Annotated in this window: 25 protein-coding genes, 1 tRNA gene and 1 pseudogene; 12 read left to right on the top strand and 15 right to left on the bottom strand. The window is 69.3% G+C overall.

Annotated elements, in window-relative coordinates:
- Positions 1 to 49 precede the first annotated feature (49 nt).
- From hrcA to ACOOE8_RS07825, 4 genes are all read left to right on the top strand, one after another.
- Positions 50 to 1,114: a heat-inducible transcriptional repressor HrcA gene (hrcA, locus tag ACOOE8_RS07840; protein WP_420394265.1), complete on the top strand. Its 1,065-nt coding sequence runs from the start codon at positions 50 to 52 to the stop codon at positions 1,112 to 1,114.
- Positions 1,115 to 1,288: 174 nt separating this feature from the next.
- Positions 1,289 to 1,612 (top strand): hypothetical protein, encoded by a 324-nt coding sequence (locus ACOOE8_RS07835; RefSeq protein ID WP_420394264.1) that lies wholly within the window; start codon positions 1,289 to 1,291, stop codon positions 1,610 to 1,612.
- Between the two features lie 600 nt (positions 1,613 to 2,212).
- Complete coding sequence (locus ACOOE8_RS07830; RefSeq protein WP_420394263.1) at positions 2,213 to 3,415, top strand: pyridoxal phosphate-dependent aminotransferase; 1,203 nt, start codon at positions 2,213 to 2,215, stop codon at positions 3,413 to 3,415.
- Positions 3,416 to 3,431: 16 nt separating this feature from the next.
- Positions 3,432 to 3,701: a hypothetical protein gene (locus ACOOE8_RS07825; RefSeq protein WP_420394262.1), complete on the top strand. Its 270-nt coding sequence runs from the start codon at positions 3,432 to 3,434 to the stop codon at positions 3,699 to 3,701.
- A gap of 286 nt (positions 3,702 to 3,987) precedes the next feature.
- Here the strand turns inward: ACOOE8_RS07825 and ACOOE8_RS07820 are convergent.
- A pseudogene (locus tag ACOOE8_RS07820) lies at positions 3,988 to 4,762 on the bottom strand (IS5 family transposase); the annotation flags it as partial.
- On the opposite strand from ACOOE8_RS07820, the gene ACOOE8_RS07815 reads away from it, so the two are divergent.
- The 3 genes from ACOOE8_RS07815 to ACOOE8_RS07805 all read left to right on the top strand — a co-directional run bounded on the left by ACOOE8_RS07815 (position 4,761) and on the right by ACOOE8_RS07805 (position 5,860).
- On the top strand, positions 4,761 to 4,997 hold the full coding sequence (locus ACOOE8_RS07815; RefSeq protein ID WP_420394261.1) for a hypothetical protein: 237 nt from the start codon (positions 4,761 to 4,763) through the stop codon (positions 4,995 to 4,997). The pseudogene ACOOE8_RS07820 and the gene ACOOE8_RS07815 sit on opposite strands and share 2 nt — an antisense overlap.
- Positions 4,998 to 5,081: 84 nt before the next feature.
- Positions 5,082 to 5,324, top strand: coding sequence for a hypothetical protein (locus ACOOE8_RS07810; protein WP_420394260.1), 243 nt, complete (start codon positions 5,082 to 5,084; stop codon positions 5,322 to 5,324).
- Between the two features lie 32 nt (positions 5,325 to 5,356).
- Positions 5,357 to 5,860, top strand: a complete 504-nt coding sequence (locus tag ACOOE8_RS07805) for a DUF992 domain-containing protein (protein WP_420394259.1) — start codon at positions 5,357 to 5,359, stop codon at positions 5,858 to 5,860.
- A gap of 37 nt (positions 5,861 to 5,897) precedes the next feature.
- On the opposite strand, the gene ACOOE8_RS07800 is transcribed toward ACOOE8_RS07805, so the two are convergent.
- From ACOOE8_RS07800 to ACOOE8_RS07790, 3 genes are all read right to left on the bottom strand, one after another.
- The gene (locus ACOOE8_RS07800; RefSeq protein WP_420394258.1) at positions 5,898 to 6,881 is read right to left on the bottom strand and encodes a WecB/TagA/CpsF family glycosyltransferase; all 984 of its coding nucleotides are present in this window, start codon (positions 6,879 to 6,881) and stop codon (positions 5,898 to 5,900) included.
- A 185-nt stretch (positions 6,882 to 7,066) separates the two neighbouring features.
- A complete protein-coding gene (locus tag ACOOE8_RS07795; protein ID WP_420394257.1) occupies positions 7,067 to 8,647 on the bottom strand; it encodes an ammonium transporter in 1,581 nt (526 codons plus the stop codon).
- Between the two features lie 35 nt (positions 8,648 to 8,682).
- The gene (locus tag ACOOE8_RS07790) at positions 8,683 to 9,021 is read right to left on the bottom strand and encodes a P-II family nitrogen regulator (protein ID WP_420394256.1); all 339 of its coding nucleotides are present in this window, start codon (positions 9,019 to 9,021) and stop codon (positions 8,683 to 8,685) included.
- 199 nt (positions 9,022 to 9,220) lie between these two features.
- On the opposite strand from ACOOE8_RS07790, the gene ACOOE8_RS07785 reads away from it, so the two are divergent.
- From ACOOE8_RS07785 to mepA, 4 genes are all read left to right on the top strand, one after another.
- Positions 9,221 to 9,634 (top strand): EVE domain-containing protein, encoded by a 414-nt coding sequence (locus ACOOE8_RS07785; protein WP_420394255.1) that lies wholly within the window; start codon positions 9,221 to 9,223, stop codon positions 9,632 to 9,634.
- Positions 9,631 to 10,281, top strand: a complete 651-nt coding sequence (locus ACOOE8_RS07780) for a class I SAM-dependent methyltransferase (protein ID WP_420394254.1) — start codon at positions 9,631 to 9,633, stop codon at positions 10,279 to 10,281. Before ACOOE8_RS07785 ends, ACOOE8_RS07780 begins: the two co-directional genes overlap by 4 nt.
- Positions 10,282 to 10,390: 109 nt before the next feature.
- Positions 10,391 to 11,185, top strand: a complete 795-nt coding sequence (locus ACOOE8_RS07775) for an alpha/beta hydrolase family esterase (RefSeq protein ID WP_420394253.1) — start codon at positions 10,391 to 10,393, stop codon at positions 11,183 to 11,185.
- A complete protein-coding gene (gene mepA, locus ACOOE8_RS07770; protein WP_420394252.1) occupies positions 11,186 to 12,205 on the top strand; it encodes a penicillin-insensitive murein endopeptidase in 1,020 nt (339 codons plus the stop codon). It abuts the gene before it with no gap.
- Here mepA and msrA read toward each other — a convergent pair.
- Together msrA and ACOOE8_RS07760 are read right to left on the bottom strand one after the other, a co-directional pair.
- Positions 12,145 to 12,804, bottom strand: coding sequence for a peptide-methionine (S)-S-oxide reductase MsrA (gene msrA / locus ACOOE8_RS07765; RefSeq protein ID WP_420394251.1), 660 nt, complete (start codon positions 12,802 to 12,804; stop codon positions 12,145 to 12,147). The two genes, mepA and msrA, sit on opposite strands and share 61 nt — an antisense overlap.
- 26 nt (positions 12,805 to 12,830) lie before the next feature.
- The gene (locus tag ACOOE8_RS07760; protein WP_420394250.1) at positions 12,831 to 13,157 is read right to left on the bottom strand and encodes a hypothetical protein; all 327 of its coding nucleotides are present in this window, start codon (positions 13,155 to 13,157) and stop codon (positions 12,831 to 12,833) included.
- Between the two features lie 98 nt (positions 13,158 to 13,255).
- Here ACOOE8_RS07760 and ACOOE8_RS07755 point away from each other — a divergent pair.
- A tRNA-Ser gene (locus ACOOE8_RS07755) sits at positions 13,256 to 13,345 on the top strand.
- 577 nt (positions 13,346 to 13,922) lie between these two features.
- Here the strand turns inward: ACOOE8_RS07755 and ACOOE8_RS07750 are convergent.
- The 9 genes from ACOOE8_RS07750 to ACOOE8_RS07710 all read right to left on the bottom strand — a co-directional run bounded on the left by ACOOE8_RS07750 (position 13,923) and on the right by ACOOE8_RS07710 (position 21,616).
- Positions 13,923 to 14,549, bottom strand: coding sequence for a helicase-related protein (locus tag ACOOE8_RS07750; protein ID WP_420394249.1), 627 nt, complete (start codon positions 14,547 to 14,549; stop codon positions 13,923 to 13,925).
- 21 nt (positions 14,550 to 14,570) lie between these two features.
- Complete coding sequence (locus ACOOE8_RS07745) at positions 14,571 to 14,927, bottom strand: hypothetical protein (protein WP_420394248.1); 357 nt, start codon at positions 14,925 to 14,927, stop codon at positions 14,571 to 14,573.
- A gap of 12 nt (positions 14,928 to 14,939) precedes the next feature.
- A complete protein-coding gene (locus tag ACOOE8_RS07740; RefSeq protein WP_420394247.1) occupies positions 14,940 to 15,311 on the bottom strand; it encodes a hypothetical protein in 372 nt (123 codons plus the stop codon).
- 250 nt (positions 15,312 to 15,561) lie between these two features.
- Positions 15,562 to 17,550 (bottom strand): hypothetical protein, encoded by a 1,989-nt coding sequence (locus tag ACOOE8_RS07735; protein ID WP_420394246.1) that lies wholly within the window; start codon positions 17,548 to 17,550, stop codon positions 15,562 to 15,564.
- Positions 17,523 to 18,131 carry a hypothetical protein gene (locus ACOOE8_RS07730; protein WP_420394245.1) on the bottom strand — a complete coding sequence of 203 codons (609 nt, stop codon included), beginning with the start codon at positions 18,129 to 18,131 and terminating at the stop codon, positions 17,523 to 17,525. The genes ACOOE8_RS07735 and ACOOE8_RS07730 overlap by 28 nt, the downstream gene beginning before the upstream one ends.
- Before the next feature lie 3 nt (positions 18,132 to 18,134).
- Positions 18,135 to 19,604: a hypothetical protein gene (locus ACOOE8_RS07725; protein WP_420394244.1), complete on the bottom strand. Its 1,470-nt coding sequence runs from the start codon at positions 19,602 to 19,604 to the stop codon at positions 18,135 to 18,137.
- A gap of 154 nt (positions 19,605 to 19,758) precedes the next feature.
- Positions 19,759 to 19,980, bottom strand: coding sequence for a hypothetical protein (locus tag ACOOE8_RS07720; RefSeq protein ID WP_420394243.1), 222 nt, complete (start codon positions 19,978 to 19,980; stop codon positions 19,759 to 19,761).
- Between the two features lie 301 nt (positions 19,981 to 20,281).
- Positions 20,282 to 21,259 carry a hypothetical protein gene (locus ACOOE8_RS07715; protein WP_420394242.1) on the bottom strand — a complete coding sequence of 326 codons (978 nt, stop codon included), beginning with the start codon at positions 21,257 to 21,259 and terminating at the stop codon, positions 20,282 to 20,284.
- 42 nt (positions 21,260 to 21,301) lie between these two features.
- Positions 21,302 to 21,616 (bottom strand): hypothetical protein, encoded by a 315-nt coding sequence (locus tag ACOOE8_RS07710; RefSeq protein ID WP_420394241.1) that lies wholly within the window; start codon positions 21,614 to 21,616, stop codon positions 21,302 to 21,304.
- Positions 21,617 to 21,650: the final 34 nt, after the last annotated feature.

Genomic DNA, 21,650 nt, shown 5'->3' with positions numbered 1-21,650 from the left:
GCCCTGACCTGTTGGGCAAACGGGTGCCACGAGGAGCAGCACACGGGCCATGCAACTGGTGGACGCGACCAGCGAGGCGATCGAGCTCGACGAGCGCAGCCGGGACATCTTCCGGCAGATCGTCGACGCCTACCTCGCCTCGGGCGAGCCGGTCGGCTCGCGGTCGATCTCGCGCGCCCTGCCCAACAAGCTCTCGCCGGCCTCCGTGCGCAACGTGATGAGCGACCTCGAGCACCTCGGGCTGATCTTCGCGCCGCACACGTCCGCCGGCCGGCTCCCCACCGACCGCGGGCTGCGCTTCTTCGTCGACGCGCTCCTGTCGGTGGGCGAGCTGTCCGACGAGGAGCGCGCCGGCATCGAGGCACAGGTGAGCCGCGGCTCGGACGCGGTGGACGACGCCCTCGACAAGGCCTCCAGGATGCTGTCCGGGCTGTCGAGCGGGGCCGGTGTCGTCGTCACGCAAACCCACGACCTGCGTCTCAAGCACATCGAGTTCGTGGCCCTCGACCCCGGGGCGGCGCTCGTCGTGCTCGTCGCGCAGGACGGCTCGGTGGAGAACCGCCTCGTCGACCTGCCCGCCGGGCTGCCGCCGTCGGCGCTGCAGGAGGCGTCGAACTACCTGAACGCCCACATCCGCGGGGCGACGCTCGGCGAGGCGCGGGACATCATCGCCAAGCTGGAGGCAGAGGAGCGCGGCGAGCTCGACGCGCTGACCGCGCGCCTGGTGGAGGAGGGCATCGCTTCCTGGTCGGACGCCTCGCACCGGGGAGGCGGCGCGCTGATCGTGCATGGGCGCGGCAACCTCCTGCAGAACGTCGGTCTGCGCGAGGACCTCGACCGCGTGCGGCAGCTCCTCGACGACCTTGAGACCAAGCGAGACCTCGTCCAGCTCCTGTCGCTCACCGACGAGGGCGAGGGCGTGCGGATCTTCATCGGCTCGGAGAACAAGCTGTTTTCGCTGTCGGGCTCGTCGCTCATCATGTCGCCGTACCGGGACACCCACCGTCGGACCGTCGGAGCCCTTGGAATCATTGGGCCTACGCGGCTAAACTACGCAAAGATCATCCCCGCGGTGGACTACACGGCGCAGGTCGTCTCCCGGCTCCTCAAGTGAGGTTGCAACCCATGGGCAGGCTTGCTCGTTTATCCGATGATCGACGGAGGGACTGCGATCAGGGTTTTGCGTGTCAGTTCCGTGTCAAGGGTCCGACGGGGCATGGCGCGCATGCGGCGACGTCTATGGGCCATGGAGCAAGCAAGGGCGGATGACCCGCCGGAGGAGCGGACGATGACGAAGGCACTGGCGGCGATCCTGACCGCGGTCGTGGCGACGGCTGGGCTGACCGGCACCGCGGCGGCGCAGGAGAGCATCACCGTACGGCCGTTCGCGGACGGTGGCGGATCGGGGGCCTACCTCGGTCCCTACGGTCGCGAGCTGCCTGGAGTGTACATGTTCCGCAGCAGGGCGGTCCCCGTCACGCCCAGCTTCGCGGGGGGAGGTGTCCCCGTGCCGACGCTGCAGAAGATCGAGAACGAGTACACCTACTCGCAGTCGACGCTGCCGATCCTCGACGGCTACCAGGCGACGCTGTCGGAGGGCTTCCCCTTCTGACGCAAACGGGGCGGCGGCCGCGCGGGGCCCTGTCCTCGACACCCGCGGGCGCCTGCACCGGCCGGCAACATGGGCGCCCGGGGGCTCGAGCAGCCTGCCCATAGGGCCGGCGGAGCCCGAAACCATAGCGGCCGGCTGGCTTGGCGGAAGCGGCAGAACGCTCCGTCGGTGGCGCCTTGCAGCGGGATGGGCGCCGGGGGCTCGCGCAGCCTGCCGACACGACCGGCGGAGCCCAAACCGTACCGGTGGCCAATGGGAGCAGCAGGACGGTCCGTCGGGTGACAGAACGCCTTGCAGCGGGATGGACGCCGGGGAGCTCGCGCGGCTTGCCCACACGACCGCCGGAGGCCCAAACCGTACCGGCGGCTGGCGTGGCGGCAGCGGCGGAACGGTCCGTCGGGTGGCGGAACGCCCTTGCGGGGGGATGAGCGCCTGAGGGCTCGCGCAGCTTGCTTACACGGCCAGCGGAGGCCTAGATCGTTCCGGTCGGCCGGCTGGCGTGGCGGCAGCGGCGGAACGGTCCGTCGGGCGGCGGAACGTCTTGCGGCGGTGGCGCGATCCTTCGATAAGGAAGGCGCAACCCCAGCATGGATCGACGCCATGGCCTTCCTGTCCGACACACTGTCGCGCGTCAAACCCTCCGCGACCATGGCGGTCTCGCAGAAGGCCTCGGAGCTGAAGCGCGAGGGTCGCGACGTCATCGGCCTCGGCTCGGGCGAGCCCGACTTCGACACCCCCGACAACGTCAAGGACGCCGCGATCCGCGCGATCCGCGACGGGCACACCAAGTACACCACCGTCGACGGCATGCCCGAGCTGAAGGAGGCGGTCGCCGACAAGTTCGCCCGCGAGAACAACCTCGCCTACGAGACCTCGCAGATCACCGTGGGGTCCGGCGGCAAGCAGGTGCTCTACAACGCGCTGATGGCGACGCTGAACGAGGGCGACGAGGTCGTCATTCCGGCGCCCTATTGGGTGAGCTACCCCGACATGGTCCTCCTCGCGGGCGGCACCCCCGTCCCGGTGGAGGCCGGGCCCACGACGGGCTTCAAGCTCTCCGCCGAGGCGCTCGACGCCGCGATCACGCCGCGCACGAAGTGGGTGATCCTCAACTCGCCGTCCAACCCGTCCGGAGCCGCCTACTCCCACGACGAACTGAAGGCCCTCACCGACGTCGTCGTGCGCCACGAGCACGTGTGGGTGATGACGGACGACATGTACGAGCACCTCGTCTACGACGACTTCGCCTTCCACACCGTCGCCGAGGTGGAGCCGGCGTTGAAGGATCGCACGCTCACGGTCAACGGCGTCTCCAAGGCCTACGCGATGACGGGGTGGCGGATCGGCTACGCCGGTGGACCCGCAGCGCTCGTCAAGGCCATGGCGAAGGTCCAGTCCCAGTCCACCTCCAACCCCTCCTCGATCTCCCAGTGGGCGGCGGTGGAGGCGCTCAACGGCACGCAGGCGCACATCGACCGCAACAACGCGGTGTTCAAGGATCGGCGCGACCTCGTCGTGTCCATGCTCAACCAGGCCAACGGGCTGAAGTGTCCGACGCCGGAAGGCGCGTTCTACGTCTACCCGTCGTGCGAGGGGCTGATGGGCCGCCGCGCGCCCACCGGCGCGGTGATGGAGGACGACGAGGGCTTCGTCACCGCGCTGCTCGAGAGCGAGGGCGTCGCCGTGGTGCAGGGCTCGGCGTTCGGCCTCGGGCCGCACTTCCGGATCTCCTACGCCACCGCGACGGACGCGCTGGAGGAGGCCTGCCGGCGCATCCAGCGCTTCTGCGGCGCGGTGAGCTGAACGGCGGAGGGCCGGCATGCATGCGCGTCGGCTCTCGTTCACCACGTTCAACCTCTACACCCTCAACCGACCGGACCAGCGCATGGACCGCGACGCGGACGGCTGGACCGAAAAGCGGTACGCGCGCAACATCGCGTGGACGCGCTTCTCCATCCGCAACGCGCGCGTTGATGTGTTCGGCTTCCAGAGCTCTGGGACGCGGCCGCCCTCCAGGAGGCGTTCAACACCGCGGACCTCGGCGAGCCCTACCGCGTCCTCGCACCGCCGGGGCACGACGGCGGCATGATCGTGTGCGCCGGCGCGTGCGCGAGGACATGATGGAGGGGGAGCCGGAGTGGATCATCGACTTCCCCGAAGCGTTCCGGCTGAGAGCTCGGGCGAGGATCCGCAGACCGCGGCGATCGCCGTCGCCATCGGCTCGTTCTCCCGCCCGGCTGCACTTCGCGATCCGGCCGCGCGACGACGAGGCGCCGGTCCACGTCGACGTCGCTCACCTCAAGTCGAAGCGTACCACCAACATCTGGCGCGAGGGTTGGTACCGCGACTCCGATGAGCTCTAGGCTCCAGACCCATAACCAGAATGCGACGATGGCGGCGATGGTCAGCGCGGCGAGATGGTTTCGTGCCAGCTTGTCGGATCGTGTGGCGACGCGCCGCCAGTCCTTCAGTCGGCGGAATGATCGTTCAACGACGTTGCGTTCGCGGTCGAGCACCGGATCGAAGGGGTGCTTCGTCCGCCTCGTCGGGTTGTTGGGGATGACCGGCAGGCCACCGCGATCGCTGACCAGCGTGCGCAGGGCCTTGGCGTCGGGAGCCTTGGCGTCGTAGGCCCCATCGGCGAGGCCCCCGCGCGGAGCGAAGGAGCCGATGAGGTCGGCGGCCATTCGGCGGCCACTGGCGCGTCGCCGCGATGGCCAGGGCGAACGATCAGGCGTCGGGGGCGTCCAGCGCCATCCACCGCCATGGGGATCTTGGTGGTGCGCCCGCCTCGTGAGCGACCGATGGCCTGGGCGTCCGCCCCCCTTTCCCGCCGGCGGCGCAGCGGTGAGCCTTCGCGCTGGTGGCATCCAACATGAGTGTCGCCGGGGCTCCGCCCTCTTGTGCCAACGCCTTGAAGAGGTCGTTCCCGATGCCTCGCTCAGCCCACCGCACGAAGCGGTTGTAAAGCGTCGTGCGCGGCTCGTAGCAGGCCGGTACGTCGCACCAGCGGCACCCGGAGCGCAGCACGTGCACGATGCCGCAGATGACCCTGCGATCGTCGACGCGCGGCACGCCCCTCACGTCGGTCGGCAAGAGCGGCTTCAGCCGTGCAAACTGTTGATCGGAACGCCAGAACTGCGATGCCATGGCGCCCTCCCTCGGCGCCCGCAGCATCCCTCACAATCGAAAGCCATTCGTTCATGGGTTCGGAGCCTACAGCGCCCACCGCACCGCGATCGGCGCGGCGCTGTCGACGATCCGCCGGACCGCCGAGGCGCTCGCGCTGCGCATCCTCCTCACCGACCGCATGAGGGGAACCGACGCGCCCGTCATCGTCCTCGGCGACGTCAACGACGGCCAGCGCCCCAGCACGCCTCAATGACCGAGCAGCCGAAGTTCCTCGCTGCGCTGTCCGTCGGCGGGCGCGACGCCGCGCCCTACTCCGGTCAGACGCTGCAGCAGTTCCGTGCTGAGCGCGACGTCTACTACACGCACGTCTACCGAGGGCGCGCGCGAGGGCCTCGGCCACATCCTCGTCAGCCAAGAACTCTACGACGACTCGCGCGTTCGCGTATGGTCGTTCGATGGGCTGGAGGTCTACAACGACCACCTCAACCGCGAAGAGCACGTGGACGAGGACGGGGACGGGACCAACGACCACGGCATCGTCCGGGCGAACTTCAGCTATCGCCCCGCCCGTGGGGACTGAGCGCGGACGGGACATCGACAAGGAGAAGATTGATGTTCAGGGCTGTACTCGGCGCCGTGGCTGTGATCGGTGCCGTCTTCGGGTCCGTCGTCGCAGCGCCCTCCGCGAAGGCCGACTTCGGTGTGCGCGTCGGCCTCCTGACGTGCGACGTCGCGGGCGGCCAGGGCTACATCCTCGCCTCGCGCAAGGCACTGGCGTGCTACTTCAACGCCGTCGCGGTGCCCGACGAGGCCTACGACGGGTCGATCACCAAAATCGGGCTCGACGCCGGCATCACCACCGGCGCACGGATCGTCTGGGCGGTCTTCGCGCCGACCTTGCAGCTCGCGCCTGGGGCGCTCGAGGGCACCTACGTGGGCCTGTCCGCGGAGGCGACCGGGGGGATCGGCGTCGGCGCCAACGTGCTTATCGGCGGCTTCGACCGGTCGATTAACCTGCAGCCCGTGTCCGTGCAGGGCCAGCTCGGCGCCAACGTCGCGGCGGGCGTCGGCGTCATGCAGCTTCAGGCGCCGCCGCCGCTCGTGTTGAAGCGCTGAGCTGCGACGACGGGTCGGGCGCGGCGCTGCAAGCGCGTCAGCGGCGTCCGGCCTCGCGCTTGGCGCGGTCGGACGCCGCCTCGTCGAGCTCGCGCTGGCGCGTCCCGGCCCTTGTGGCGCGGTAGCGCTCGTCGGACGTCGCGGCGATGGCACGGCGTCGCTCGGCAGCGCCGTGCTCGGCCCTGTCGCCCCTGTGGGCAACGTAGAGCGAGGGGAGCGCGAACAGCGTCGTGAGCGCGCCGGTCCCGGTCCGCGCCGTCCCGAGGTCGCGGCCCACCGTGACGAAAACCCCGTGGCGCACCGTGTCCGCCATCCCGTTCGCCCACACCTCGCCGTCGGGCGCGGCCATGGCGACGAGGATGATGTCCGGCCGCGCCGTGCGGATCATCGACAGGATCTCACGGTGGACCTCCGGATCGCGCTCGAAGCCTTCCGGCGGTGCGTAGGCGCCGACGAGCTCGAGGCGCGGGTGGCGGCGCTTTAGGCCCTTCGCAACCTGGTGAAGGCCGCTCATCGTCGGCCCGAACAGGAACAGCGAGCGTCCCGCCCTCGCCGCCTCGGCGGCCAACGGCTCTACGAGGTCCTCGCCGCGGATCAGGGACCTCAGCTCACCGCCTTCATCACCCGACACCCAAAGGAACGGCCTTGCGCCGCCCAGGACGAGGTCCGCCTCGCCCATGGCGCGGGCGAACACCCGGTCGCGGCGCAGCGCGATGGCATGCCCCATGTGCGCGGTGGCCACGGTACGGGCCGGGACCTCACGCGACCAGGCGATGATGCGGGCCACCGCCTCGTCCAGCGTGACGTCGGCGACGTCGAGGCCGAACAGGCGGCGCTTTGAGAGTGGCGGCAGCGACGGCTCCGTCGCTCGCCGCCGGCGAGGCTTGGGCGCAGGGTCGCTCTGCCGCCGCGTCGCCGATCGGCCCTTCGCAGCCAGCGCGGCCGCGCGGCGGGGCGCGCCGTACAGCGCGGCGGCCAGCAGGATGCCGGCATACGCGCGCCGCAGTGGTGCGTTCTCCATGGCCCTCAGCGCCCCATCCCGTGCCGTCGTTCCCCCAGTCATAGGACAAAGGGTTGATGAAGTGAGAAAAAAGGCCCGGGTCGCTGACCCGGGCCTCGTTGCGGACGGCGCTGGTGCCGACACGGCAGCGCTCGGGCCGCCGCGTCCGATGGGGGTCGGACCGGCCGACCCCTGCCCCGCGCGCGTCAGGCGCGCGAGGAGCCGAACTCGGGGTAGGCGAGCACGCCCACCTCGCTGGAGTCGAGTCCGACCGCCTCCTCCTCCGGCGTCGCGCGCAGGCCCACCACGGCGGCAAGGATCAGCCAGGCGATCAGGCTCGCGAAGAACGCCAGCGCGCCGACGGAGGCGACGCCGATGAGCTGCACGTAGTACGTCGCGTCGCTGTTGGTGAACGGCACGATCATCGTCCCCCAGATGCCAGCGACGAGGTGCACCGGGATCGCGCCCACCACGTCGTCGACGCGCAGCTTGTCGAGCAGCGGCACGAACACCACGACGATGACGCCGCCGATGCCACCGATGAAGGCGGCCTGCGCCACCGTCGGCGTCAGCGGTTCGGCGGTGATGGACACGAGCCCGGCGAGGCAGCCGTTCAGCGCCATCGTCACGTCCACCTTGCGGTAGAAGATCTGCGTCAGGAAGATCGTGACGATCACCCCGGAGGCCGCCGCGGTGTTCGTGTTGACGAAGATCTTGGCGACCGACGCGGCGTTCTCCGCTGAGCCGAGGGCGAGCTGCGAGCCGCCGTTGAACCCGAACCAGCCGAGCCACAGGATGAAGGTGCCGAGCGTGGCGAGCGGGATCGAGGAGCCCGGCATCGGGTGGATCACCCCGTTCGGCGCGAACTTGCCGGCCCGAGCGCCGACCACGAGCGCGCCCGCGAGCGCTGCCCAGCCGCCCACCGAGTGGACCAGCGTGGAGCCCGCGAAGTCGGAGAAGCCCTGGTCGTCGAGCCAGCCGCCGCCCCACTCCCACGAGCCCGTCACCGGGTAGAGGATGCCGGTGAGGAAGGCGACGAAGATGAGGAACGGCCACAGCCGTGTGCGCTCCGCGATGGTGCCCGAGACGATCGAGGCCGTCGTGGCGCAGAACACCATCTGGAAGAACCAGTCGGACGCGGCCGAGTAGTCCCCGGCGTCGGCCGCCGGGGCAGGGATCTCCTTGATGGAGAACGTGCCGAGGTAGTTCGCCAGCGCCTCGATGTTCTCCGCCGTGTCGACGTCGAGGTACATGAGGTTGTAGCCGAGCACCCAGAACATGATGCCGGCGATCGAGTAGAGCGCGATGTTCTTGAGGCACTGCATCGAGGCGTTCTTGGCACGCACCAGGCCGGCCTCGAGCATGGCGAAGCCGGCGGCCATGAACATGACGAGGAAGCCGCCCATCAGGAAGAGCAGCGTGTTGAACACGTAGGGCTCGTCGCTCGCCGTCGCGGGCTCGCCCGCCTCGTCGTCCCGCGGCGGCTCCTCCGGCGCCTCCGCGCCGGCGGTCGGCGGATCGCCAACGCCGGTCGCCTGGACGTCGCCGGTCGCCTCGCCCGTCGTCGTGTCGGTTTGCGCGACCTCGGGCTCGCTCGCCTCCTCCTCCTCGGTGATGATCACCGTGGAGGCCTCGGCCTCCCCCGCCTCGGGGGCCTCCTCGGTCACCAGCGGCGCGGGCGTCGCCCCCGGCGGAGCTTCGGTGTCGGCCTGGGCCCACACGGTCGTGGCCGAAATCGCGAGCGCGAGCGTCGCTCCGGCGAGCTTCAACAGGATCGGTTTCGTCATAAGGTTCTGTCTGTCCGCGAGAGGTTCTGGAACGATTAGAGGGCTTCTGCGTCCACCTCGCCGGTGCGCACGCGCACGGCGGTGTCCAGCGAATAGACAAAGATCTTGCCGTCGCCGATCTGGCCGGTCTTGGCACTACTCTGGATCGCCTCGATCACGCGCGACACCGAGCTCTCGGTTACGGCGACTTCGATCTTCAGCTTGGGCAGGAAGCTGACCGCGTACTCCGTGCCACGGTAGACCTCGGTGTGCCCCTTCTGCCGGCCGTAGCCCTTCACCTCGGTCACGGTCAGCCCGGCGACGCCGATGGCCGTAAGCGCGTCGCGCACCTCGTCCAGCTTGAACGGCTTGATGATCGCCATCACTATTTTCATGCGCATTCCCTTGTGTCCTCCCCGCGGCTCGAGGTGCCGCCGGCGGTCGACACCGTGGCTGTTCAAGAGGCGTGCCAACCGCACCCGCCGGCGCTGCCCGTCCCGTGTACAGTCGACCTGCTTAAGAAGGAAGCAGGTGCGCACGATGTGGGCGGCGCCGCCCCGGGGCAGGTGGCGAGCGTGCGAGCGAGGTGGTTCGATGGCCTACTGGCTGTTCAAGTCGGAGCCCGGCGCGTGGAGCTGGGACGACCAGGTCCGCGTAGGATCATCCGGCACCGAGTGGGATGGCGTGCGCAACTACCAGGCACGCAACCACATGCGGGCGATGGCGAGGGGCGAACTCGGCTTCTTCTACCACTCTGTCGACGCCAAGGAGATCGTCGGTATCGTGCAGGTGGTGGCCGAGGCGCACCCGGACAGCACCGACGCGACGGGCAAGTGGGAGTGCGTCGAGGTGGCTGCCGTGGAGCCGCTCGCCCGTCCCGTGTCCCTCGCCACCGTCAAGGCAACGCCGGAACTTGAGCGCATGGCGCTCGTCACGAACATGCGCCTGTCGGTGCAGCCGGTGACCGAGGAGGAGTGGCACCGGGTTCTCGTGCTCAGCCGGGCGTGACGACGCCGGCGGACTTCGTCAGGTCGAACACGGTGCTGTCGTGCCCCTCCCACGTCCCGGAGGTGCAGCTCCACCTGGCGGACGACGCGCTGCCGCTCTGGCACAGGACCGAGGAGGAGCTTGCCGCGGACGGCCTGCCGCCGCCGTTCTGGGCCTTCGCCTGGGCCGGCGGACAGGCCCTCGCCCGCTACGTGCTCGACGCGCCCGACCTCGTGGCGGGTCGGCGCGTGCTCGACATCGGCGCCGGCGGTGGGATCGCGGCGATCGCCGCCGCGCTCGCCGGGGCGGCCCACGTGCGCGCCAACGAGGTGGACGAATTCGCCCTCGCCGCGATCGCGCTCAACGCAGCGGCCAACGGCGTTGCCGTGGAGGTCATGGCGGGCGACATCCTCGACGGCTCGGCGGAGGCCGACGTGGTGCTCGCCGGCGACGTCTTCTACGAGCGGCCCCTCGCCGAGCGAACCCTCGCGTTCCTGCGCCGCGCACGGGCGGACGGGGCGGACGTGCTGATCGGCGACCCCAAGCGCACGTACCTGCCCACCGACGTGCTCGTCGTCGCCGCGAGCTACGCCGTCGCCGTGCCGCGCGCGCTGGAGGACGCCGACGTCAAGCGCACCAGCGTGTGGCGACTGGCGCCCGAGCGTTAAACCGGCGGACGATCCATGCTAGCGGATGATCCGACCTCACCGATCGGGTCGATGGGGACGCCAAGCTCGGACTCCGACGTCCGGGGGGTGCGAACGCCGAAGGGTCGCCATGGCGCTGCGTGGGTGGTTGGTGTTGGCGATGGCACTGATGGCGACGCCCGCAGCGGGGTGTGGCGTCGCGACGGACTGCGTCGTCGGCGATCGCACCTATCGCATCGCGGTGCCCGACGGAGCGGGCCCGTTCGGAGCGATCCTCTACCTGCACGGCTACCAGGGCTCGGCTGCCGCCGTGATGGGGGCCTCCGAGCTGCGCGCGGTGGCGGACACGCTCGGGGTCGCGCTCATTGCGCCGAAGAGCGCCGACGCCGGATGGCTGATCCGCAACGCGCCGCGCCGCGCGCTCGCCGACAGCGCCATCGAGCTCGACGGCATCGACGCCATGCTCGCGGACGCCGCCGAGCGCTTCGACATCGACCCGGGCCGCGTCCTCGTCGCCGGCTTCTCCGGCGGCGGCATGATGACGTGGACCCTCGCCTGCCGCCGGGCGGACCGCTTCATCGGCTTCGTGCCCATCGCTGGAACGTTCTGGGCGCCCTTGCCCAAGGACTGCGACGGCGCCCCGGCCAACATCCTCCACGTCCACGGCACCGCCGACGCCGTGGTGCCGCTCGCCGGTCGTCCCATCGCCGACACACGGCAGGGCGACGTCCACGAGACCCTCGCGATGTTCCGCCAGGCGCTCGGCGCCGGTCCGCCGATGCCGGTGGACGGGCCGGACGGGCTCGACTGCGAGGGCTCGCTGACGGAGCGCGGCGGCAGGCTTCTCCTGTGCCTGCACGGTGGCGGCCACGATGTCCGCGCGAGCTGGGTCGCGTGGGCCTGGCACGCCTTCGGGGGCGACTGAGTGCGGCGCTGGGCGCTGGCTCTCCTCGGCGCCGTGCTCGCCGGCGGCGCGTCCGCCCAGCCGTCCGCGCTGGCCACCGCGCCGCCAGCCGCCGTCCCTGTCCCGGCGGCGCGCGCGCCGCACGTCCCGCCAACGCCTGCGATCGAACCGGACGCGTCGCTCGCCGCCGCGCGGTTCGCGGCGGTCGCGACGCCTACGGCCAGCCCAGCCCGTGCGGTCGGCAAGTACGCCCGCGGCTGCCTCGCGGGGGCCGTGGAGCTCGCCGCAGACGGGCAGAGGCACCAGGCGATGCGGCTGTCGCGCGGCCGACGGTGGGGCCACCCCGACACCGTCGCGCTGGTGGAGGACCTCGCCGCGCGGTCGGGGGAGCTCGGGCTCGCAGGCATCCTCGTCGGCGACCTCGGCCAGGCCCGGGGCGGGCCGCTCCCGACCGGACACACCAGCCACCAGAGCGGCCTCGACGTCGACGTCTGGCTCACCCCGATGCCGGAGCGGCGGCTGACCGAGGCGGAGCGCGAGGTCACACCCTTCACCTCGGTGCTGAACGCCGACCGCACCGCCGTCGATCCGACGCGCTTGACGCCCGCCATGGCGAAGCTGGTCCAGGCAGCCGCGAGCGATCCGCGCACGGCGCGCGTGTTCGTCCACCCGCTCATCAAGCGCGCGCTGTGCGCCATGACGTGGGACGACCGCGCGTTCCTGCAGCAAGTGCGACCGTGGAGCGGGCACGATGCCCACATGCACGTGCGCCTCTCTTGCCCGGCCAGCTCGCCCGCGTGCGTGCCCCAGCGCCGCCCTCCCCCCGGCGACGGCTGTGGAGCGCCGCTCGACGCCTGGTTCACCGCCGCACCCTCCAAGCCGAGGCGCGGCGCACGCCCGCGCCAACCCCTCACGCTGTCTGGCATGCCGGCGGCGTGCCGCACGCTGCTCGAGGCCCAGCCCGCCGCCGGCGGAGGCGATCAGGCCGCAGCGCCGGCGCCGACGGGGCAGCCCACGCCGGTGCCGCTTAGCCCGCAATAGCCGTTCGGCACCTTGTGCAGGTACTGCTGGTGCTCGGCCTCGGCGTAGTAGAACGGCTCAGCGCCCTCGATCGTCGTGGTGATCGGACCGAAGCCCTTGGCCGCCAGCGCCTTCTCGTACGCCGCCTTGGCCTCTTCGGCGACCCTGCGGTCCTCGTCCGAGCTGACGAAGATCGCCGAGCGGTACTGCGTGCCGACGTCGTTGCCCTGGCGCATCCCCTGGGTCGGGTCGTGCCCCTCGAAGAACGCTTTCACCAGCGCCTCAAAGGAGACCTTGGCGGGGTCGTACACCACGAGCACGCCCTCGGTGTGCCCGGTGCGGCCGGAGCAGACCTCGCGATAGGTCGGGTTCGGCGTGACGCCACCCACGTAGCCGACGGCCGTCACCTTGACGCCGGCCATGCGCCAGAACAGCCGCTCGGCGCCCCAGAAGCAGCCCATCGCGAAGACGGCCGTCTTCTGCCCCGTCCAGTCGCTCTTCAGCAGCTCACCGTTGACCGCGTGACGCTCAGCGGTTGCGATCGGCCCGTCGCGCCCCGCCAGCGCCGTCTCCTTGGTCGGCAACTCGGCGGACTTGCCGAACAGTTGGAAGAGGTTCATCGCTCAGCTCCCTTGCGGTCTCAACTTCACTTGGCTTGATAGATGAGCTGGGCGAGGAGCAGGATCAACGCGGCCACGATGAACAGGCTCAGCCAGCCCGGCAGGCGCAGGAGCGTCTGTACGCCCGGGTCCCAGATGGCTGGGTGAAGGTAGCGCTGCACTGCAGGTTGGGCGAGCGCCAACGTCTCGGGCGAAGCGTCACGCCACAGCTGGCCGAGGGGAGTGAGGACGACGCGGTCGGCGATCACCGATCGGTAGACGTCGACGATCCCAGCTGCGACGCCAGCGACCACCAGGAGATAGCCGAGGATGCGGAACGGGAGCGAGATCAGCCACCTCAGCGCCGCCATCATGCGTCCTTTCCTGCCAAGCGCGGCGATGTTTGGTGTGTCGGCCGCGTCGAGCGACCCCTTAACGCACAACCGAGGTTCTGCTAAGCGGGTTGCCCTCCGGAGGGGTGGCCGAGCGGTCGAAGGCGCACGCCTGGAAAGTGTGTAGGCGGGAAACCGTCTCGAGGGTTCGAATCCCTCTCCCTCCGCCATGACCCGGGTTCAAACGGTTCTCCGGACTTCCTTGAGCGCCAAAAACGCCAGCGAGCGTGCGGGTTTGCCGGGGAGCTGTTGACTACGGATGCGCCGGACAGGCTCGATTTCGCTCTTCACGCTGCTCTGTTCTCTGAAGCTGTTGACTACGTCTTTCTAGTCAACAGCTTTGAACGGCGCGGATCGCCTGAGTTTTTTTGTGATCTGCCTCGGCCGTTTCGGATAGTAGGTCGGGTGGCGACGGGTGCTGATAGCGAAACTATAGATGGGCTGAGGTCTGAGTGTGACCAACCCTCGACCGATGTCCTGTTTCCAGTTTCATTCTGCCGCGCCCCCACTCCAAACTCGGGCACCTCAGTTGTGAGAGCCTGGGTCTCGCGGGACCGGTTTTTGGAGGGGGCCCTCTTCTGGTTGTGTGGCCTCGACACGGGCGCCGCTCCAATCGCGCCCTCGGGTGGGACGCGCCATGAACCGCGTGGATCGCCATCGGCAGTGGCATAAGCGCTCTCGAGTTCGGCGCATTGCTAGGCTACCAATACCGCCCGAAGTATTTAAGGAACGCCTTGCGCAGTGACCTCACATACCCCGCCGCTCAGGCGGTGCTGTCCGCGCGATGTTCCGCAGTCCGAGGCGAGCGATCTCGCCTATGAGCACCTCGACACCGGTACGCTGCAGCAGCGCCCCCTCACGCCCAGCGACGCCTTTTCCCAGCACTCGGGCGAAGCTGCGCATGGTGGTTTCGGTCTCCTCCAAAGCGCCGGCGAGGTGCGCCGGCCACACCGAGTCCGAGGCGTAGTAGGTCATGCTGGGGACGAACTCGCCATGCCCGTCGGGCCTCTGGTCGTCGCCGGGGTAGTAGTCGGCATGTTCGCGGCGCAATCGATCGAACGCAGCTGTCAGCCAAACCTTGCGCAATAGGCGCAGCGGGATCGCGAGGTGGTCAGTGGTCAAGAACGGCGGTGGTGGCGCATCACCGGTGATCGACTCGGGATCGTTGAAGTAGTGCAGGTCGTGGCTTCGACTGCGGCACAGGGTGGCGACCAGTGAAAACGCCTGACGGCGCCGTCCGGCGCGCCCCACGCGCTGCTGGTAGTTGAAGCGCTGCGGCGGCATGTTGGCCTGGTACACCGCCTGCAACGAACCGATATCGATCCCGACCTCCATCGTCGTGGTGACTGACAGCATGTCGATCTCCTTGGCCATCCACTCTTGCACGGCCCCACTCTAGCCAGGCCGCTCGACGAGAATGCCGCGGAAGCGGCGCAGCCGTTCGGCAGGCGAATGGGTCTGGCCCGTCAACTCCTCGCAGCGAAGGCGGAACGCACCGGTGTCGGCTTCGACGCTACGCTCGATGCGACGTGCGAGCACGTTGCGTGCTCGCACGTCGGACACCGGCCCGGTGGGATTGTCTGGTAGCGGCACGGTACATCGAGTGCATAAACCGGTTCCGCGATGCAGGTGGATGCGCGCGCAGGCGGTGCACTCGTAATAGGGCGCGTCCGGGCGGACGATGCGGACGCACAGCTCGCTCGGCTCGATGAAGCCGTTCTTGTGGCCGCGGCCCCTGAGCGCGGACAGCACTTCATCGAGCTCCTAAATTTGCCCGCCGGGACGGTTGGCAGCCGCGAACTCCTTCAGACGCCGGGCGGAAACCGATCGCCCCTCGGTCCATTCGAGTTTCTTGAAGTCCTGCTCCACCCAGCGATTTCCCCGCACGCGGTAGGAGTCGGCAAACACCCGCAGGTACCCGTCGAGCCGGTCGACGCCGTCGCCAGCGCGAGCCGACAGGGTCGGGTAGCCGATGCCTGTCTCCTCCAGCGCGAAATACGTCTTGGCGAACAGGACGTCGTCGACCTGAGGGCGTTGGTCCTCCGCGATCGCGATCCGTGCCGTGGCGACGGCGATCGCGTCTTTGTCGCTCGTGTAGTCGACGCTATCGCCGTGGCCTCGAACAGCTCGTACCACTCGAAACGATCCTCGGCCCTGCCGCGCTTCGGGATAGTCGCGATACCGACGTCATCGGTTGGGTGCATGCCGAGCTGGACCATCCGGGTGAGCAGAGGGTTGGCCGATGGCTTGCCGGTCGATGCCTCGACGATCTGCGCTAACGGGATACGATCGGCGTCGGCGGCCCGCTGTGCAGCCTGGATCCGAGCGGTGAGCTCCTCGCACGCGTCGTCGTCCTCCACCTCCATCGCGGCCCTGCGCTGTCGCCTCAGTTCATCGATGTCGACGGGCGGACGCGTGCCGAACTCACGCAGGATCTCGACCAGAAGTTCGCGGCGACCGTCCTGATGGTGGCGACGCTCGATGTCGAGCGCGACGCATCCTGACGACTGTCGGAGAACACGACGGCCTTGGCGACGCCTCGGCTCGCGCGCAGCAGGCCGAACACCTCGGTCGCCAAAAGCTGCGAGCTGCGAGCGAAGCCGGTGCGGAAATTTCGGATCGGTGAGCGGCGGAAGCGGCGGCTGCGGCGGAAGTAGTCGGTACCGCACGCCGGGCAACAGTTGGGGCCGGTCGTACCGGGAGCGCGCAACTCCGCCGCCTGGTCGGTCGAGCGGAAGAGCTGGCCGCGGATGCAGCCCTCTTCGACCGTGTCGAGATTCATTGCGACCCCGTTGCGAGTGTCTAGGACGACGGCCGCCCAGGCCTCCTTGTCGTTTTCGCCGCCCTTCGCCGGTTGTATGCTAGGCCAGAAGATCGCGAAGTCGTCGTAGCTGAGGTCGTCGTAGTTGCCGTCCCCTCCGACCTCGGGCAGGTTCTCAAGATCGGGTGACGACGGCAGCAGCTCGGCCTTGGCGCTTCTATCGTCCTTGCCGCCGCGTCTACCGCCGATGAACTCCTCCCCACAGGACTCGCAGTAGACGAGCTCGAACACGCGCCGCAGGTCGGCGCCGTTGCCGCTGTAGGTTGTGCTGCGCTCCACACCCAACCCGGTGAAGCGGACTTCCTCGCCTACTACGGTCGGAGGCGCGAACAGCCCTTCGATGCTGCGCAGGAAGACGTGCTCGCGAAAGCCGGTGGTAGCCTCGGCGATCATGACTTCGGGCCGATCGCCGAGGCCGCGGGCAAGCGTAAGGCCGCGCAATGCCGCCCGCCCCGAGTCGTTCCGCGTCGCGAAGATGCGTTCCGCGAGGTCGCCAGCCGCGGTGGCACGGTATCGCGCTGTGCCCAGCTCGCGGCAGGCCTCGGCGAGCACTGCCGCGCTCTCCTCGACTACGCGGCGCGCGACCTCGGGCAGTTCGCCTGCGCCATCGCCGCCAAGGGTCCGGTCGCAGGCCCGCACCGCCTCGCCGACGTCGTCAAGAGAGTGGAGCACGCCGACGAACTGCCCGGCCGGAGCGGCAGCGAAGAGGAGCGCCGCGAACGGTGCGGGATCGAGCGGCAGCGCCGCCTTTGGCGTTGAGACGACGGGTTCGCCCTCGACAATCGCGGTGGCCGAGTCATCCGGTCCAGCGGCACCGCCGTGTACTGAGCTCTCGTACGTCCCGAACGGGCCGAAGAAATCGTGCAGGTATTGGAGGCTGCGGTCGCGGGCGATGCCGTCGAGCGGCAGCGAGGCGCTGGAGGCAAGGATCCGCAGCTTGTGCCGCATCTCCGGCCGGTGGAGTTCGAGGCGGTGGATAAGCGCGCGGACCAACCCTGCTACTTCGGTGCCGGCCGACCCGCGCACGAGGTGCAGCTCGTCGAGGACGAGGAAGAAGTACGCGTCCTCCTCATCGCGGAGCCAGTCGCGCGTCCGGTCGAAGATCGGCTGCTCGATTTCGCGCGACAGCATGGTACCAAGCATCGACGTATTGGTGACCAGGACGTCCGGCGGAGTCGCCTGCATGTTCCAACGCGTCACCAACTCGCAGTCGTGCGGCGAGGGGAAGAGGTAGCGGGTCGGATCATCCTTTGTGTGGTTCGAGTCGTGGGTGCGGGCGAGTTGCTGGTCCTCGGCCATTGTTGCAAGCGCCTGGACGACGCGCGAGGCCCGGCGCTCCTTTCCGCGCTTTTCCTTCGCATCCGCGGCGCGGCGCGGGTGCTGCAGGTAGCCCGGCACCGGCGTGGCACTTGTGTAACGACCGAAGAAGATGCGATTGCCGGCGAATCGCGCGTCCATGACCTCGTGCGCTTCGGGTGAGTCGATCGCCTTGCGCAAGCGGGTAATCTGATCCTCGACGAGCGCGTTCATCGGGTACAGCACGATCGCCCGCATTGCCTTCGGCCGGCGCGGGTGTTCCTCCTGCCGATGCGGGCGGACCGAGGCGCAGCATCGCCCCACCACGAGGAGGCGAGGTAGCCCGCGTCGGGAGCCGGCCAACGCGTTGCCTCTTCGGCCAGCGCGGCAAAGATCGGCAACATGAACGCTTCCGTCTTGCCCGATCCGGTACCTGAAGTGACGATACCGGGTCGACCCGGCTTGATCCCGCGCGCCGGCATGTCCAGCTGGTGGCGGTAGGGCTTGAAGAGACTGCGCCGCACCAGTTTCCCGCCCGACCTTTCGCCGGCGAACAGCCCGGAAAGGGCGAGTTCGACGAATGCGCGGCGCCCCTCGGTCGACATCTTTGCGAGCGGATTGGCGTCCGCGTCGTCGTCGACCAATTGCTCAAGTGAGTGGTCCGAGGTCTGGTAGCGCAGCACCGGCTCAAGGAACGGCTCCGTGGTCAGCGTGCCTGGGCGGCGGAGGAGGTCGCCACGGGCTTGCATCAGCTCCGGGCGGCGGACGCGGAAGGCTGTGTCGAGGTACGAGATATAGAGATCGCGGATCCTCTCGAAGCCGCCCAACGGGTCCATCACGCGCTACCCCTCCCAACCCTTCGAGATCCTGCTGAGCCACTGTCGGCCTGCGACGAGGACGGCGCCATAGGCGTCCACCCCATTATTTTCCCAGAACGCGCGGGCTACCCGTGCCGGCTCGACCGTCGTGTATAGCGGCCATGCGGCACGCAAAATATCGGCCGCGCGGCGCAGATCGATCGACGCGCTGTCGGTGACGTCGACGACGTCGGCGGCGTCGGGTCGCGGAACCGTTGACGCGTCGAACCAAGCGGTCTGCGGTGGTTTTTGCGCAATCCTCGCGCGGTCGGCTGCGGCGAGGCCGGGCTGCCGCTCTGGCGCCAGCGGCACCAGCAGCTCGGCGAGCGATCGCCGGCACCGGGCGGCGTCAACCACGTCGGCTTCGAGGCTTGCGAAGACGAGGAGGTTCTGCGGCCGCACCGCACCGCATAAAACTTCGATAAGAGACGGCAGCCAGAGATCCATCAGGGTGCGTCCAAGGCCGTCGAGGAGGACCACGCGGAAGCGGTTAGGATCGCCCTTCGCTGCCGTCCACGCACGGGCGAACGCTGTGGGGCTACGGGTGTTGGGCGTCCGCCAAAGGTCGTCCAGCGCGATCATCGACGGGTCGAGCACCTGGCGCACGACCTCGCCCTCGGCCATCGCCACCGCATGGCACCCAGCGAACACGCCGGCGACAGCCTCCGGCAGCGTCACCGCCGCCCCGGACCGGACCGCAACGTCTGCGACGACGAGTGTCTCAGGGAGGAAGCCGCTCCGCTTCGCGCTAGCTTGCAGTACCTCCGGATAGTCGGACCAGGGTCGTCCCGGCGATCGTGTCCGTCGCTCGACTCTCGTCCACGGCGGTGCGGGATCGGGCGCGAGCTCGACGTCGGCCCCGCGCGCACGCAGCCGCTCGCCGATCCTCCGCGCAATTAACCCAGCGTCCTGCTCGGCCTCGACCGGAACGTCGTCCAATTCAGCCGACACTTTGCGCAGTTCGTCCTGGAGCGCCTCACGCAGCTCGTCGCGCGACGCGCGCAGCTTGTCGCGGGCGGAGCGTGCCTCGGCCCCCTTCTGCTTTGCGAGATCGATGACCTGCTCGGCGGTGGTCAGCTCCTCTTCGAGCCTGGCCTGCTCGGTGGCGACAGCGGCCTTCCGCGCGGCAAGGCCGGCCTCGACTTCCGCTGCCGCGCGTCGGCGCTCGTCCTCGAAGAGGTCTGCACGCTTCCCGTCGAGTTCCCGCGCAGGAGCGGCCTCCATTTCCGCACGGCGGGTGCGCAACACCTCTTCCACTGGCTGGAACGCTGCGACGAGGTCGACGATTTCCTCGACCAGAGCCGCGTTCGCATGGAGAGTGGCGGCGAAGCCCTGCAGACGGGCGCGCATTGGCCCAAGGTCGGCGCCGAGGTTGGGCAACAGCTCTGCGCGGCGTAGGTTGGCGACCGCCTCCGCGACCTGTGCCTTGACGGGCGGCGGGCCTACGTCCGCCACCCTACGGAGGCGGTTGAGGACGCAGAAAATCGTCGTCCGTGCACCAGTTCGTCACACCGAGGCGGCGGCCCACGGTAGAATCGGGCACGGCTATATAGTGACCGTCGATTTTGTCCCCGAAGAATACGCCCTCGTCGAATTGGTAGAGGGGTAGCTAAGAGAGATCTTTCGCCGCCGCGCGGTATACTTCGGTGCCATCGACCTTCTGCATTGGGACGATCACGCAGGTCGAGTCCGGCAGCGCAGCGACGATCCCGGTGGCCCCAGGAACCAACTTCGGGATCCCGAGCTCGACGAGGTCCCGCCGCGCTGCCTCGCCTCCCAGCGTGCGGTAGTCTAGGGTCTCCAGAATCGGTGATGCTTCGGCGAGGATCATCCTGTCGCCGCCGCCCGAGTTTTTTGGTTCACTTCAACTGTGAACCAGAACTTTTTTGCCGCACCCGGCAATCCAGCGGCCGGCGCGGAGCGAAAACCTTACCGTCTTCGGGGAATATCTCCTGCCAGTCTAGGTCGACTCGCCATGCTCGTCCGTCCACCGCGGCGAACGGTTCGACCCGAGCGTAGTGCTGATCGTCGTATAGAACCTCGCCGAGGTAGACCGCGTCCATCATCCCGGTCCGATGGTGTCGCATCGCCAAACATGGCGCGTTCCAGCTCGGCGAGCGGCGACGACCCGCTCAAGGGGCGCCCTGTGCGCGCTCGGCCAGCGAAGAGCCGATCGCGGGCCCGAACAAAGCGGCGAGCCAGCTGGTGGTTGCCTCGTCCGCCGCGTAGGCGGAGGTCCAACGGCCGTCCTGTTCCGACGGACCGGAGCCGGCGGCAGCGATGCGGCGCAGATGGCGTGCGATCGGCAACGGCAGATGCCCGCTGGCGGCGGTCCGCAGAAGCCGCCCACCTCTCGACCGGAACAGCGGCCGCGCTTCGCGGCGGTGTGCCTCGAGCACCGCGACCGTGCGAGAGGTGGTGACGAAATCGTCACCTCGGCCAGTGACGCGGTAGAGGTCACGATCATCCTTGCGCTCACGCGCCCAGCGTTCGAGCACGACCGAGGGGCAGACGACGAGCGGCGGCGGAAGGAAATGCCCCCGGTCGAACGACCAGATGCCGACGAGATCGCGGCCCTGGGAGGTGCGTCGCTCCTCTGGCCAGCAGGCGGGCGCGCGTGCGACACGCGGCCGCTTCGCATCGGCCAGCGGCCAACCCATGTCGTGCGTCAGCCCCTCCGGCTCCACGTCTTCGGCAACCATCACGGAGGGCGTCCACTCGGATATTCCGCCCCGTTCGACCATACGTCCACCACGCCTCTGTACCTCGAATCGCAGCCGGCGCAGCGCTGCGGCGCCGACCGCACCCTCCACCGTGATCCGGCCTCCTGGCATTGGCGCGAGCGTGGGCCGGCGCAGTAGCAGCCGCCGCGCACGCCAACGCACCGCGAGGAGAGGTTCGAGCCATCCCGCTTCAACGAGGCTCCGCAGCACGTCCCATACGAGGTAGGGCGCCGGCAGTAGCGGCTGCAGGAGCGCGACCAGCTCGCCCTCCGACCAGCCACCGGCCGGGGCACCCGCGTAGACCGCCTCAAGCAGGTCTACTATTCGTAGGCTTCCCGGCGCACCGGACGCGTGCGTCCAGGGGACGTCGAGTCCATCGGCGACCACCAGCTCCCGTTCGGGCTCAAAGGCGACCGGTGGGTGGTCGGGCTAGGAGAGCCGCTCGCGTGCGTTCTCCTCAAGCACGAGCACCTTCTGCACGTCGTCCGCCCCTTCCGTCGCGGTGATGCGCCATCGCCCGGTCAATGGGGTCGTCGCCACGATCCGCCACTGCGGCGCCGCCCCCTCCAGCCTCAGCTCGCCTGTGCCCACGATCGCCTCGACCGACAGCTCGCTCCGCTCCGACGCGGTGACAGGGCCTGTCCGCACTCCGCCGGCGAAGGCGAGGTCGGCGAACACGGTTACCCCGCTCGGTGCGCTCCCTCTCGCCTGGCGCAGGAGCTGGTCGAGGTCGTTCTGGGACATCGGCCGGGTCGCCGCCCAGTTTGGCGCGATCAGC

It is taken from the genome of Acuticoccus sp., assembly GCF_965213555.1.
Taxonomy (GTDB): domain Bacteria; phylum Pseudomonadota; class Alphaproteobacteria; order Rhizobiales; family Amorphaceae; genus Acuticoccus.
This window is presented reverse-complemented; position numbering and strand designations above follow the sequence as displayed.

What these genes read in the sequence shown, in the direction of transcription:
- msrA (WP_420394251.1), bottom strand. Translation starts at nt 12,804, where the DNA reads ATGAACCTCTTCCAACTGTTCGGCAAGTCCGCCGAGTTGCCGACCAAG.
- ACOOE8_RS07785 (WP_420394255.1), top strand. Translation starts at nt 9,221, where the DNA reads ATGGCCTACTGGCTGTTCAAGTCGGAGCCCGGCGCGTGGAGCTGGGAC.
- ACOOE8_RS07720 (WP_420394243.1), bottom strand. Translation starts at nt 19,980, where the DNA reads ATGATCCTCGCCGAAGCATCACCGATTCTGGAGACCCTAGACTACCGC.
- ACOOE8_RS07805 (WP_420394259.1), top strand. Translation starts at nt 5,357, where the DNA reads ATGTTCAGGGCTGTACTCGGCGCCGTGGCTGTGATCGGTGCCGTCTTC.
- ACOOE8_RS07735 (WP_420394246.1), bottom strand. Translation starts at nt 17,550, where the DNA reads ATGCGGGCGATCGTGCTGTACCCGATGAACGCGCTCGTCGAGGATCAG.
- ACOOE8_RS07815 (WP_420394261.1), top strand. Translation starts at nt 4,761, where the DNA reads ATGGCGCCCTCCCTCGGCGCCCGCAGCATCCCTCACAATCGAAAGCCA.
- ACOOE8_RS07750 (WP_420394249.1), bottom strand. Translation starts at nt 14,549, where the DNA reads ATGGCCAAGGAGATCGACATGCTGTCAGTCACCACGACGATGGAGGTC.
- ACOOE8_RS07825 (WP_420394262.1), top strand. Translation starts at nt 3,432, where the DNA reads ATGCATGCGCGTCGGCTCTCGTTCACCACGTTCAACCTCTACACCCTC.
- ACOOE8_RS07800 (WP_420394258.1), bottom strand. Translation starts at nt 6,881, where the DNA reads ATGGAGAACGCACCACTGCGGCGCGCGTATGCCGGCATCCTGCTGGCC.
- hrcA (WP_420394265.1), top strand. Translation starts at nt 50, where the DNA reads ATGCAACTGGTGGACGCGACCAGCGAGGCGATCGAGCTCGACGAGCGC.
- ACOOE8_RS07710 (WP_420394241.1), bottom strand. Translation starts at nt 21,616, where the DNA reads ATGTCCCAGAACGACCTCGACCAGCTCCTGCGCCAGGCGAGAGGGAGC.
- ACOOE8_RS07775 (WP_420394253.1), top strand. Translation starts at nt 10,391, where the DNA reads ATGGCGCTGCGTGGGTGGTTGGTGTTGGCGATGGCACTGATGGCGACG.
- ACOOE8_RS07795 (WP_420394257.1), bottom strand. Translation starts at nt 8,647, where the DNA reads ATGACGAAACCGATCCTGTTGAAGCTCGCCGGAGCGACGCTCGCGCTC.
- ACOOE8_RS07830 (WP_420394263.1), top strand. Translation starts at nt 2,213, where the DNA reads ATGGCCTTCCTGTCCGACACACTGTCGCGCGTCAAACCCTCCGCGACC.
- ACOOE8_RS07760 (WP_420394250.1), bottom strand. Translation starts at nt 13,157, where the DNA reads ATGATGGCGGCGCTGAGGTGGCTGATCTCGCTCCCGTTCCGCATCCTC.
- ACOOE8_RS07790 (WP_420394256.1), bottom strand. Translation starts at nt 9,021, where the DNA reads ATGAAAATAGTGATGGCGATCATCAAGCCGTTCAAGCTGGACGAGGTG.
- ACOOE8_RS07835 (WP_420394264.1), top strand. Translation starts at nt 1,289, where the DNA reads ATGACGAAGGCACTGGCGGCGATCCTGACCGCGGTCGTGGCGACGGCT.